10 protein-coding genes are annotated in these 11,755 nt (G+C 71.6%); 5 read left to right on the forward strand and 5 right to left on the reverse strand.

Annotated features, from left to right (window positions below; genetic code table 11):
• The first annotated feature begins 154 nt into the window (after window positions 1–154).
• Window positions 155–1,705, forward strand: coding sequence for a methyl-accepting chemotaxis protein (locus AC1D12_RS11940; RefSeq protein ID WP_477840583.1), 1,551 nt, complete (start codon window positions 155–157; stop codon window positions 1,703–1,705).
• 83 nt (window positions 1,706–1,788) lie between these two features.
• Complete coding sequence (locus AC1D12_RS11945; protein ID WP_477840584.1) at window positions 1,789–2,682, forward strand: hypothetical protein; 894 nt, start codon at window positions 1,789–1,791, stop codon at window positions 2,680–2,682.
• Window positions 2,683–2,697: 15 nt separating this feature from the next.
• Here AC1D12_RS11945 and AC1D12_RS11950 read toward each other — a convergent pair whose 3' ends face one another.
• Both AC1D12_RS11950 and AC1D12_RS11955 read right to left on the reverse strand, forming a co-directional pair.
• A complete protein-coding gene (locus AC1D12_RS11950) occupies window positions 2,698–5,271 on the reverse strand; it encodes an ABC transporter permease (protein ID WP_477824894.1) in 2,574 nt (857 codons plus the stop codon).
• Window positions 5,268–6,215 carry a LysR family transcriptional regulator gene (locus AC1D12_RS11955; RefSeq protein WP_477824895.1) on the reverse strand — a complete coding sequence of 316 codons (948 nt, stop codon included), beginning with the start codon at window positions 6,213–6,215 and terminating at the stop codon, window positions 5,268–5,270. Before AC1D12_RS11955 ends, AC1D12_RS11950 begins: the two co-directional genes overlap by 4 nt.
• A gap of 134 nt (window positions 6,216–6,349) precedes the next feature.
• Here AC1D12_RS11955 and AC1D12_RS11960 point away from each other — a divergent pair, with 134 nt between their 5' ends.
• From AC1D12_RS11960 to AC1D12_RS11970, 3 genes are all read left to right on the forward strand, one after another.
• Window positions 6,350–7,063, forward strand: coding sequence for an SDR family NAD(P)-dependent oxidoreductase (locus tag AC1D12_RS11960; RefSeq protein WP_477824896.1), 714 nt, complete (start codon window positions 6,350–6,352; stop codon window positions 7,061–7,063).
• 6 nt (window positions 7,064–7,069) lie between these two features.
• The gene (locus tag AC1D12_RS11965) at window positions 7,070–7,294 is read left to right on the forward strand and encodes a tautomerase family protein (RefSeq protein ID WP_477824897.1); all 225 of its coding nucleotides are present in this window, start codon (window positions 7,070–7,072) and stop codon (window positions 7,292–7,294) included.
• Window positions 7,295–7,368: 74 nt separating this feature from the next.
• Window positions 7,369–8,208: a dioxygenase family protein gene (locus AC1D12_RS11970; RefSeq protein ID WP_465113679.1), complete on the forward strand. Its 840-nt coding sequence runs from the start codon at window positions 7,369–7,371 to the stop codon at window positions 8,206–8,208.
• 14 nt (window positions 8,209–8,222) lie between these two features.
• On the opposite strand, the gene AC1D12_RS11975 is transcribed toward AC1D12_RS11970, so the two are convergent.
• Genes AC1D12_RS11975 through AC1D12_RS11985 form a run of 3 tightly spaced genes read right to left on the reverse strand, consistent with a single transcriptional unit; the run spans window position 8,223 to window position 11,516 of the window.
• Window positions 8,223–9,584, reverse strand: a complete 1,362-nt coding sequence (locus tag AC1D12_RS11975) for a hypothetical protein (protein WP_477840586.1) — start codon at window positions 9,582–9,584, stop codon at window positions 8,223–8,225.
• Window positions 9,581–10,372 carry a LytR/AlgR family response regulator transcription factor gene (locus AC1D12_RS11980; RefSeq protein ID WP_465113681.1) on the reverse strand — a complete coding sequence of 264 codons (792 nt, stop codon included), beginning with the start codon at window positions 10,370–10,372 and terminating at the stop codon, window positions 9,581–9,583. The genes AC1D12_RS11975 and AC1D12_RS11980 overlap by 4 nt, the downstream gene beginning before the upstream one ends.
• A 10-nt stretch (window positions 10,373–10,382) precedes the next feature.
• Window positions 10,383–11,516 carry a sensor histidine kinase gene (locus AC1D12_RS11985; protein WP_047510981.1) on the reverse strand — a complete coding sequence of 378 codons (1,134 nt, stop codon included), beginning with the start codon at window positions 11,514–11,516 and terminating at the stop codon, window positions 10,383–10,385.
• Window positions 11,517–11,755: the final 239 nt, after the last annotated feature.

Here is an 11,755-nt window from a genome sequence, read left to right on the forward strand (position 1 = left end):
GCCCCCGAGATGGCCTCCGCCGTCGACACCAGCTTCATCACCGGCATCTCCAGCGTCAACGACCGCATGCTCATCCTGATGGACATCGAGGAGCTGATGGCCAGCGCCGAGATGGGCCTGATCGACAGCAAGCACTGATGCGGCAGCGCGAGCCATGGCCTTTCTCTCCCGCCTCTCGATCCGCTCGCGCCTCTATTTCGCGACCTGCTTCTCGCTGCTGCTGCTCGGCCTGATCGGCAGCATCGGCTGGGCCGCGCTGCACGGCACGCGCGGCACCGTGCGCACGCTGGTGGCCGACGACTTCGGCATGGCCTCCGACATCAGCGAGCTGCGCACGACGCTCGGCCGGCTGCGCCGCTTCGAGAAGGAGATGATCATCAACTTCAACAACGTCAACGAGGTCACCGACAACAAGGCCTTGTGGACGAAGGCGCATGCCGAGACGCTGGCGCGGCTGGGCGGCCTGGGCAAGCGCCTGGACGCCGAGCCGGCCAAGACGGTCGCCGCGGCGCTGGAACAGTTGAAGCAGTACCACGACGGCATGCTGCCGGTGATCGACCAGCTGGAGCGCGCGACCATCGACGGCGCCGTCGCCGGTGCCTACGCCGGGCAGCTGAAGGACAACATCGAGGCGGTCGAGAAGACGCTGGGCGTGCTGTCCGACGCCTCGCGCGAGCATGTGGCGGCCGGGCAGGCGGCGGTGGAGCAGGCGATCGGCACCCAGTCGGCGCTGCTGGCCGGCGGCGTGCTGCTGGCGCTCGCAGTGCTGTTGCCGCTGACCATGCTGACGGTGCGCAGCATCAACGCCTCGATCGCACATGCGAGCGGGCTGGCCCAGCGCATCGCGCAGGGCGACCTGTCGCAGGCGGTGGAGCCGCGCGGCGACGACGAGATCGGCCGGCTGCTGCACGCGATGGACGGCATGCAGAACGCGTTGCGCACGCTGGTCGCACAGGTCAAGCAATCGACCGACAACATCGCGACGGCGAGCGCCGAGATCGCGACCGGCAACCAGGACCTGAGCCACCGCACCGAGCAGACCGCGAGCAACCTGCAGCAGGCCGCCTCATCGATGGAGCAGCTGACCGGCACCGTCAAGCAGAGCGCCGATTCGGCCCTGCAGGCCAACCAGCTGGCCGCATCGGCCGCGGAAGTGGCGGCGCGCGGCGGCTCGGTCGTCGCCCAGGTCGTCTCGACGATGGACGAGATCAACGCCAGCTCGAAGAAGATCAGCGACATCATCGGCGTGATCGACGGCATCGCGTTCCAGACCAACATCCTCGCGCTCAATGCCGCGGTGGAAGCGGCCCGTGCCGGCGAACAGGGCCGCGGCTTCGCGGTGGTCGCCAGCGAAGTGCGCAGCCTCGCGCAGCGCAGCGCGCAGGCGGCCAAGGAAATCAAGGGCCTGATCGGTGCCAGCGTCGACCGCGTGGACGCCGGCTCGCGCCTGGTGGCCGATGCCGGCAGGACGATGGGCGAGATCGTCGGCTCGGTGCAACGCGTCAGCGACATCATCGGCGAGATCACCGCCGCGTCGTCGGAGCAGCGCGACGGCATCGGCAACGTCAATGCCGCGGTGACGCAGCTCGACCAGATGACGCAGCAGAACTCGGCGCTGGTCGAGGAGAGTACGGCGGCCGCGGAAAGCCTGAAGGATCAGGCTCGCGTGCTGGCGGACGCGGTGTCGGTGTTCCGGCTCGCCTGAGCCTGCGCAACCGCACCCGGCTCGCGCGGCGCCTGCGTCCGCCTCGCGGAGAATGCAGCCTCCGCAACCGCTGCGTGCCTCGAATGACACTCACCAAGCTCCTCGGCATTCCCCTGCTGATGCTGCCGCTGCTGTCCCATTCCGTTCCCGTCGAGCTGAAGGCCTCGCCCGGCATGTACCTGTCTTGCCCCATCAAGACGCCGAATGCCGGCAACACCGTCACCGGATCGCTCCGCATCCTCACGACCTCGACCCATCCCCAGTGGGTACCGATGGCCGCGATCCTGGTCCTGGATGCTGACGAGCAGGCCTTGTACCGCATCGGCATGAGGGCCGGGTTCGATGCCGGGCAGTTCCTGACGGTCCAGGCCTTCCTCTCCAAGTCCGAGGAGACGACCACCGAACTGCTCGGCACGGTGCCTGCCGACGAGGCCGTGCGGATCCGGACGACGTGGAGCCCCCTCGGCTGGATCCAGGCCAGCGCCGCCGACTCCGGACAGCGGACTCTGTGGTTCAGCCGCAAGCCCGCAAGAGCCTTCGTGATGGTCTCGGGAGCCACCGCGCTCGTGGACCTGGACGACCCCGCGACACTGGACTGCGACGCCAGAACAACGATCGCACCGGACCTGATCGGCTCGTGGCGCGGAACGGACTCGACAGGAGCCAAGGCCCTGCTGCACCTGGACGCCGACGGCTATGCCTCGCTGGAGATGAACGGAGAGACCTGGGGCGGGCACGCCGCGTCCGGGGGCTCGCTGCGCTACCAGGTCGACCAGGGCAAGTCGCCGATGTGGATCGACTTCTTCACCGTGGCTGCCGACGGACGCGAGCTCGGCCGCATGCTGTGGACGATCGAGCGCATCAGCGCCACATCGCTGCGCGTGCGAGCGGGAGCCAAGCCGGACGAGCGCCCCAACCCCCCCGATCCGGCCAGCACGAAGTTCACGGCGACCCTCGAGAAATCGAGCGATCCGTGACCTCGGAACCGCGGTTCACTCCGCCGCGCGGCGCAGCGTCTCGACCACCGGCCGCGACACCACCTCGCGCAGCCCCCACCAGCCGGCCGCCAGCGCCAGCAGCGCACCGGCCACGCTGCCACCGAGCGGCAACCACGGCGACGGGTTCCAGCTGAACTGGAACACGTACTTCGCGAGCGCCCAGCCGACCACGGCCGCCGCCACCGACGCGAGGAAACCCGCCAGCGCGCCCACGCCCAGCAACTCGGCGCGCTGCACCTGGCCGAGCAGCCGCGCGCTCGCGCCCAGCGCGCGCATCACCGCGAACTCGCGGGCGCGCGCCTCGCGCGTCGCGGTGACCGCGGCGAACAGCACCACCAGCCCGGCCGCCAGCGTGAAGCCGAACAAAAATTCGACCGCGCGGATCACCTGGTCGAGCACCTGCTGGACCTGGCTGAGCGAGGCCGACACGTCGACCGCGGTGATGTTCGGGAATTCGCGGCTCAGCGCGTTGTCGAAGCCCGGCGTCGCCGGCGCGCGGAACGCCGTCAGGTAGGTGGCCGGCAGGTCCGGCATCCGCGCGTTCGGGAACATCACGAAGAAGTTCGCGCGCATCGAACCCCAGTCGACCTTGCGCAGGCTGGTGACCTTGCCCTCGGCCGCGATGCCGGCGATGTCGAAGCGCAGCGTGTCGCCGAGCTTCAGGTGCAGCGTCTCGGCGATGCCCTCCTCGACGCTCAGGCCGCCCGCCTCGTCTGGCGTCCAGCGGCCGGCGCTGACGGTGTTGTGATCGGGCAGCTTCGCGTCGTGGCTCAGGTTGAACTCGCGGTCGAGCAAGCGCTTGGCGCGCTCGTCTTGCAGGTCGTCGGCGCTGGTCGCCTTGCCGTTCACCGCGACCAGCCGGCCGCGGATCATCGGGTACCAGTCGTAGCGCGCGACGCCGGAGCTCTTCAGCCGCGCCTGGAAGGCCTCGCCCTGCTCGGGCTGGATGTTGATCACGAAGCGGTTCGGCGCATCCGCCGGCGTCGCGGCGCGCCAGCTGGAGATCAGGTCGGTGCGCAGCAGCACCAGCAGCATCAGCGCCAGCAGCCCGACGCTGAGCGCCGACACCTGCAGCACCGCGAAGGCCGGGCGCGCCGCGATCTGCCGTGTGGCCAGCACCAGCCAGCGCGGCGCGCGCGATTCGGGCACCGCACGGCGCAGCAGCTGCACCGCGATCCACGACAGCAGCGCGAACACCGCGATCGCTGCAGCGAAGCCGCCGACCGCGATCAGCCCGAGCGTCAGGTCGGACGACACCGCGAGCAGCAGCGCCGCGAAGCCGATCGCACCGGCCGCCAGCACCGCGATCGAGGCTGGCTTCAGCGCGCCGACATCGCGGCGGATCACGCGCAGCGGCGGCACCTGGGCCAGCTGCAGCACCGGCGGCAGGCCGAAGCCCATCAGCAGCGTGAAGCCGACGCCGATGCCGAACAGCGCCGGCCAGCCGCTCGCGGCCGGCAACGCGCTGTCGACCAGCCCGGCCAGCAGCCAGACGAACACGTAGTGCACCGCGAAGCCGAGCAGCACGCCGGCCACGCTGGCGAGCACGCCGACGATGCCGAACTCCAGCAAGTACTGCAGCGCGATCGTGCGCTGCGGCTGGCCGAGCACGCGCAGCATCGCGCAGTCGTCGAGGTGCCGGTCGGCGAAGTCGCGCGCCGCGATGCCCACCGCCACCGCCGCCAGCAGCGCCGCCAGCAGCGCGACGAGGTTCAGGAACTTCTGCGCGCGGTCCAGCGTCTGGCGCATCTCGGGGCGGCCGGTCTCCAGCGACTCGACGCGCATGCCGCGCAGCTGGCGGCTCTTCAGCTGGGCCTCGGTCCAGCTGACGAACTCGCGCAGCGCGGCTGCGCGGCCCTCCGGCGCGGCCACGGCCAGGCGGTAGGTGACGCGGCTGGCGGGCTGCACCAGCCCGGTGGCGGGCAGGTCGGCCTCGTTGAGCATCACGCGCGGCGCGAAGCTGATGAAGCCGGCGCCGCGGTCGGGCTCGATCACGATGATCGACGCGATGCGCAGGCTGGCATCGCCGAGCAGCAGCGCATCGCCGACCTTCAGCTGCAGCGCATCGAGCACGCCGGCATCGACCCACACCGTGCCGGCGGCCGGCGCGCTCGCGACCGTGCGCTGCGCACCGCCAGGTGCGTCGGCCAGCGTCAGCTTGCCGCGCAGCGGGTAGCCGCTGGTCACGCTCTTGACGGCCACCAGCCGCGAGGCGCCGCCCTTGTCGTCGGGCGCACGGCCCATGCTCGGGAAGGTGGCCGTCTGCGCGAGCGTGAGCCCGAGGCCGCGTGCACGCTCGGCGATGTCGGCCGGGGCCGGCTGGTCGCTCGCGACGATCGCGTCGCCGCCCAGCATCTGCCGGGCATCGCGCGCGAGGCCGGCATTCAGCCGGTCGGCGAAGAAGCCGACCGCGCTGAGCGCCGCCACCGCCAGCATCACCGCAACCAGCAGCAGCCGCAGCTCGCCGGCGCGGAAGTCGCGCGCGGCCTGCCGCCAGGCGAGGGTCCAGGCCGATGCGGGGCGGGCAGGCGCAGGCGACACGGGAGCAGCGGAATCGGCAGACGTCATCGGGATTTCTTTCGGATCGGGACCGGATCGTCCCATTGGCGCTTGCGTTCGAGCAAGTACTCGACGAAGGCCCGGACTTTCAGYGGGACATGCCGTGCATGCGGGTACAGCAGGTTGTAGGGCCGCGAGCGCCCGCCGAACGGCGCCAGCAGCTCGGTCAGGCGGCCGGCCGCCAGGTCGCCTTCGACGACGAAGCGGTAGGCCTGGAAGACGCCCGCGCCATGGCGGGCCAGCGTCACGCCGGCCAGCACGTCGTCGGCGCAGGTATAGCGGCCGGTGGTGAGCATCTCGACGTCGCGGCCGTCCTCGCGGATCAGCCAGGGGATCGGGCGGCCGTTGCTCGGCAGTTCGAACTGGATGCAGTCGTGGCCGGCCAGGTCCTCCGGTGTCGCCGGCGTGCCGCGGCGCGCCAGGTAGTCCGGCGCGGCGACGATCACCAGCTCGGCGTCTTCCAGGTGCCGGCAGATCAGCGTCGAGTCGTCGGGGGCGCGCACGCGGATCGCGAGGTCGAAAGCCTCGCCGCCGAAGTCGATGTTGCGATTGCTGACGTGCAGCTCGACTTTCACGTCCGGATGGGCCTGCATGAACGCCGGCAGCATCGGCAGCAGCCGGTGGTGGCCGTAGGTGGTGGGCACGCTGATGCGCAGCGTGCCCGAGGCCTGCGCCTGCTGGCCGCCGACCTCGCGCTCGGCATCGACCAGCTGGTCCAGCGCGGCGCGGCAGCGCTCGAAGTAGGAACGCCCGGCATCGGTCAGGCGGATCTGGCGCGTCGTGCGCACGAAGAGCCGCGCGCCCAGCCGCCCTTCGAGCCGGCCGATCGAGCGGCTGACCGCGGCCGGCGTCACGCCCGCGATCGTCGCGGCCGCGGTAAAGCCCTGGTGCTCGGCCGCGAGGCAGAACAGCTCGATGCTGCCCAGCATCACGTCGTCGAACTGCCGTTTCATGTCATCGCACCCAGCGGCCGCATTGATTACACCGTGTAGCGGCAGATGGTAAGCGAACCCCCTTTATCCCCAGGGGCCCGGTTCCTACAGTGAAGCCCTGTCCTTTCCTTCTTGTTCACAGGAGCCCGTTCACCATGAAACACGATCCCAAGACGGCCGTCATCACCGGCGCTTCCAGCGGCATCGGCGCCGCGCTGGTCAAGGCCTACCGCGAGGCCGGCTGGCGCGTGGTCGCCAACTCGCGTTCGATCCGCCCGAGCGACGACCCCGGCATCCTCGCGATCGCCGGCGACATCGCCGACCCGGCGACCGCCGAGCGCATCTTCAGCGAAGGCGTCGACCGCTTCGGCCGCATCGACACGCTGGTCAACAACGCCGGCATCTTCACCGCCAAGCCGTTCACGCAGTTCACCGCGGACGACTGGTCGGCGAACATCGCGATCAACCTCACCGGCTTCTTCCACGTGACGCAGCGCGCGGTGCGGCGGATGGAGGCGCAAGGGTCCGGCCACATCGTGCAGATCACGACCAGCATCGTCGACCAGCCGATCAACGGCGTGCCGGCGGTGCTGGCCTCGATCACCAAGGGCGGGTTGAATGCCGCGACCCGCGCGCTCGCGATCGAGTACGCGTCGCGCGGGATCCGCGTCAACGCGGTCTCGCCCGGCATCATCAAGACGCCGATGCACCCGCCGGAGAACCATGCGGCGCTGAGCGGCCTGCACCCGGTGGGCCGCATGGGCGAGATGAGCGACATCGTCGACGCGGTGCTGTTCCTCGAGAAGTCCTCGTTCGTGACGGGCGAGATCCTGCACGTCGATGGCGGGCAGTCCGCCGGTCACTGGTGAACCGCCATGCCGATCATCCGCATCGAAGTCACCCGTGAAGGCGTCACGCTGCAGCAAAAGAAGCAGTTGATCGCCGAAGCCACCGAGATGATGGTCCGCGTGCTGGGCAAGGACCCGGCGACGACCTTCGTGATCATCGACGAGGTCGAGACCGACAACTGGGGGGTCGCCGGCCGCACCGTCACCGAGCGCCGCAAGGACGAGGCGCAGGCCCGGGGGAAACTGGCCTAGGCCAGCAACCGGGCTGAACCCTGCGTGCAAATCCGACGAACCGTGCGGGGCACGCGGGGTGCTGCAATGGGGGCATGAACACCCTGCCCGCGATCTTCCTGTCCCACGGCTCGCCGATGCTGGCGCTGGAACCCGGCACCACCGGCCCGTTCCTGCAGCGCCTGGGCGCGGCGCTCGACGCCCACCACCCGCGCCCGAAGGCCATCCTCGCGGTGTCGGCGCACAGCCTGGCGCGCGAGCCGGTGCTGCTGGGCGCGGCCACGCACCAGGCGGTGCACGACTTCGGCGGCTTCCCCGACGCGCTGTACCAGCTGCAGTACAGCCCGCCCGGCGCACCGGAACTGGCCACGCAGGTCGAGGCGCGGCTGCGCGCGGCCGGCCTGCCGGTGCACCACAGCGAGGAAGGCGGCCTGGACCACGGCATCTGGAGCATGCTGCGCTTCATGCGCCCGCAGGCCGACATCCCGGTGCTGCCRCTCGCGTGGGTGCCCAACCTGCCGCCGGCGCAGCAGTTCGCGCTCGGCGAACTGCTCGCCTCGCTGGCCGACGAGGGCGTGCTGGTGATGGGCAGCGGCAGCATCACGCACAACCTGCGCCGCATCTTCAGCAACGGCCGGCCGGCGCTCGACGCGGCCGAGATCGCCGAGAGCGCGGGCTTCCGCCGCTGGATGCTCGAGCGCAGCGCCGCCCGCGACTGGGAGGCGCTGTTCGACTACCGCCGTCAGGCGCCCGCGGCAGTCGACATGCACCCGACCGACGAGCACCTGCTGCCGTGGTACGTGGCGGCCGGCGCCGGCGGCCGTGCGCACGCGCCCGAACGGCTGCACGAGGCGGTGACCTACGGGTGCCTGGGGATGGATGCGTATGCGTTCGGGCCCGGGGCCGCGGCGTTGAAGCAGCAACTCGCCGCCTGACGGGCGGCGGACCCTCAGCGCGCGAGTGCGACGACGCCGGAGGCCGGCGCACTCGCCGCGCGCGCGGCAGCCGCCGCGCGGTCGTCGCTGTACTGCTTCGCGAGCGCGGCGACGTCCTGCCCGGTGCGGGCGATCAGCATGCGCGCCGCGCCGATCTCGCCGAACTGGCTCATGTCGAGCACCCACCGGGTCTCGCGCTCGATCTGCGCGCACGACCACTCGGTGCCGGGCGCGGCGGCCATCGGCTTCAGTGCCTGCGACATCGCATCGCGCTCCAGGCGCAGCGCCTGCAGGCGCTCGGCCGGCCAGCCGACGCGCGCCCCGAGGGCCTGGCCGATCGCCATGTCGAGCAGCGTGGTCGAGCGCTTCGACAGCAGCTCGGCGATGTCGGCGCACACCTGCAGGCGGTTGCCGTCGCGCACCGCATTCGCATCGCAGTGCTGCATCAGCGTCTTCAGCCCCGGCATCGCCAGCGCCGACTCGATCGCCTCCGCGCGTGCCATCACCGCGCGGCGCTCGATGGCAGGCGTGCCCGGCGGCAGGTTGCGCAGCGCGAGCGCGCTGACCTGGCCCCAGCGCAGGTCGGCCGTCGTCGCCTTCGACGCCCGGTACAAGGCCTCGTCGACGAGGCCCGTCTCGCCGTGCTGGTCGGCCTCGGAAGCGACCTCCAGCCAGGCGTCGGCATTGTTCGGGTCGAGCGTCGCGAGCTGGCGTGTCGACAGCATCTGGCAGGCACCRCCGGGGCTCGCCCGGCACGCCCGCCACGCGAGCGTGTAGACGGCCGGCGAGCGCGTCGCGACCGCCATCTGCGCGAGCGCATCGCGCTGCGACGCATTGGCGCCGACGCGCGCCTGGCGCTGCAACTCGGATTCCCCGGGTTCGGCCGGCGCGTTGCAATCGGCCCCTTCACAGGCCTGCGGCGCATTCGCATGCGGCGGCCCTTCGTCGCGCTGCAGCAGCAGGCCGGCGGCGCGGGCCAGCTCGTCCGGCTGCTGGGCCAGGGTCGTGACCAGGCGCCGACGGGCCGCGTCGCCGGCCGTCGTGAACAGCGTGCGGTCGAGCGGCTGGCCGCCCTTCGCCTTCACGCGGCCGATGCCGCAGACCTCGATCTCGTCGGCCGCGAGCGGTGTGCTGGCCGCGGCGGCGGCGGCCGATGCCGCGTTGCCGTAGACGGCCGCGAAGCCGTCCATCAACGGCGGGCCGGGCATCGGGAAGGTCTGCGGTGCGGACGCTGCGGCGTCGGCAGCCTCGGCGACGACCGGCTCGACCGGTGGCACCGGGGCTTGCGGCGAGCCTTGCCAGACGAGCGCGAACAGCAGGGCGACCAAGGCCAGGCCCACCGTCGCGCGGACCGCATTGCCGGGCGGCGCGCTCATACACCCCCCTCGGCAATCGCCTCCTTGACGGCCGCGACCTGCCGCCGCGACACCACCAGCCAGTCGTCGACCGGCGCGACACGCACCACCCAGCCTTCGGCCGGCTCGCCGCCATCCTCGCCCGGCAGCGTGCGCCGCTCGAGGGCACGCAGCGCGCGCCGCGCGACCAGCGCGTTGCGGTGGATGCGCAGGAAGCGGTCGCCCAGGCGCTGCTCCAGGTCGGTCAGTGCATCGTCGAGCACATGGGTGTGGGTGGCGGTGCGCAGGGTCACGTACTTCAACTCCGCTTTCAGGTACAGCACTTCGGACACCGGCACGCGCAGCTTGCGGCCGAGGTCGTTCACGAGGATCACCGGTTCGTCGTCGGGCACCGCCGCGGCAGGTGCCGCTCGCGGTGCCAGCCGCTGCACGACGCGCTGCAGCGCCGCCTGCAGGCGCTCGCGGCGCACCGGCTTGGTCAGGTAGTCGGCGGCATCGAGCTCGAAGGCCTGCAGCGCATGCTCGGCGTGTGCGGTGACGAACACGATGGCCGGCGGGTCGCTGCGGCGGCGCAGCTGGGCGGCCAGCTGGCGCCCGTCGGGGCCGGGCATGTGGATGTCGAGCAGCAGCAGGTCGCAGGCGTTCGCGGCCAGCCATTCGAGCGCCTGCTGCGCATTGCCGGCCTCGCCGACCACCTCGGCGCGCGGTTCGACGCAATCGCCGACCAGGCCGCGCAGGCGCAGCCGCGCCAGCGGCTCGTCATCGACCAGCAGCACGCGCAGCGGCGCCAGGGCGGAGGGGGTGTTCATGACAGGCAATTCACAGCGGCACCACGATCTGGACGCGGAACACGTCGCGGTCGAGCTGGGTCTCGAACTGCGCGGCGACGTCGTGCATCAGCTTCAGCCGCTCGCGCACGTTGCGCAGCGCCATGCCGCTGCCGGGGCGCGAGCCGGAACGCGGCACGGTGTTCGCGATGCTGACCACCGCATGCGCCCGCTTGACGCGCGTGCGGATGCGGATCACGCCGCCGTCGGGCGAGGGCTCGACGCCGTGGCGCACCGCGTTCTCGACCAGCGGCTGCAGCAGCAGCGGCGGCACGCGTGCGGCGCCGGCGTCTTCGTCGAGGTCCCAGCTGAGCTGCAGGCGCTCGCCGAAGCGGATCTGCTCGATCGCCAGGTAGCGCTGCGCGAGGGCGATCTCTTCGCTCAGGCTGACCGATTCGTCGGTCGCGCTGAGCGCGACGCGGAACAGCTCGGCCAGGTCCTCGAGCAGGTGCTCGGTGCGGGCCGGATCGAGCCGGGCCAGCGCGATCGCGGTGTTGAGCGTATTGAACAGGAAGTGCGGGCGGATGCGCGACTGCAATTCGGCCAGCCGGGCCGCGGTGTCGGCCGGCAGCCGGGCGCGGGCGCGCAGCGTCAGCCAGTAGAAAAGCGCGGCGGCGAGCGCGGCACCGGCCAGCAGCGGCGCGGCCAGCCGCATCGTGTCCTGCAGGCGGATGTCGACCGCCACCAGCAGCGCCCAGCCGAACGCGCCGCTCAGGCCGCCGATGCAGACCGCGGCGCACCACTGGCCGGCCACCGGCAACCGGGCGAGCGGCCGCTTGAGCAGGCACACCGAGACCAGCCACAGCAGCACCGCCGGCAATGCGACGCCGGTAGCCTGGCCGAGCAGGTTCAGCCAGGCCGACAGCGTGGGCGCCGCGAAGCTGACGCCGATCGCGACGACGGCGTGCACGAAGAACAATGCACGCAGCACGACGCCGACGTGGCAGACGTCGAAGGCCGACACCGGCCCGAGCGGCTGGCGGGCCAGCGGCACCGCGCCGAAGTTGGTGGAATTGAAGATGCTGCTGCCGCGCTGCTCGTCGGGCCGGGTCGACTCGGACCACAGCGGCGCCGGGCGGCTGGGCGTGGGGGCGAAGGCGGAGGTGGTCGCGTGGGGTTCGGGCATGGCGGGGTGGGCCGAATAGAATCCGGGGCTTCCCCCGGTGCCTGCGGCCACCAGTGCATTGTCGCCAACTGGCGCCGCCCGGCAACCGAGCCTACCAAGCGTTACACGACGCCCCGTTCCGAGCGCCCCCGACGATGTCTGCCAATCAACTCGACAAGAAATCCGAAGCCTGGTCGGCCCTGTTCTCCGAGCCGATGAGCGACCTGGTGAAGCGCTACACCTCGAGCGTCGGCTTCGAC

The sequence above is a fragment of the Rhizobacter sp. P1_G5 genome, assembly GCF_056405435.1.

Coding starts and splice junctions, on each gene's coding strand:
- AC1D12_RS11940 (WP_477840583.1), top strand. CDS start 155: ATGGCCTTTCTCTCCCGCCTCTCGATCCGCTCGCGCCTCTATTTCGCG.
- AC1D12_RS11945 (WP_477840584.1), top strand. CDS start 1,789: ATGACACTCACCAAGCTCCTCGGCATTCCCCTGCTGATGCTGCCGCTG.
- AC1D12_RS11950 (WP_477824894.1), bottom strand. CDS start 5,271: ATGACGTCTGCCGATTCCGCTGCTCCCGTGTCGCCTGCGCCTGCCCGC.
- AC1D12_RS11960 (WP_477824896.1), top strand. CDS start 6,350: ATGAAACACGATCCCAAGACGGCCGTCATCACCGGCGCTTCCAGCGGC.
- AC1D12_RS11965 (WP_477824897.1), top strand. CDS start 7,070: ATGCCGATCATCCGCATCGAAGTCACCCGTGAAGGCGTCACGCTGCAG.
- AC1D12_RS11980 (WP_465113681.1), bottom strand. CDS start 10,372: ATGAACACCCCCTCCGCCCTGGCGCCGCTGCGCGTGCTGCTGGTCGAT.
- AC1D12_RS11985 (WP_047510981.1), bottom strand. CDS start 11,516: ATGCCCGAACCCCACGCGACCACCTCCGCCTTCGCCCCCACGCCCAGC.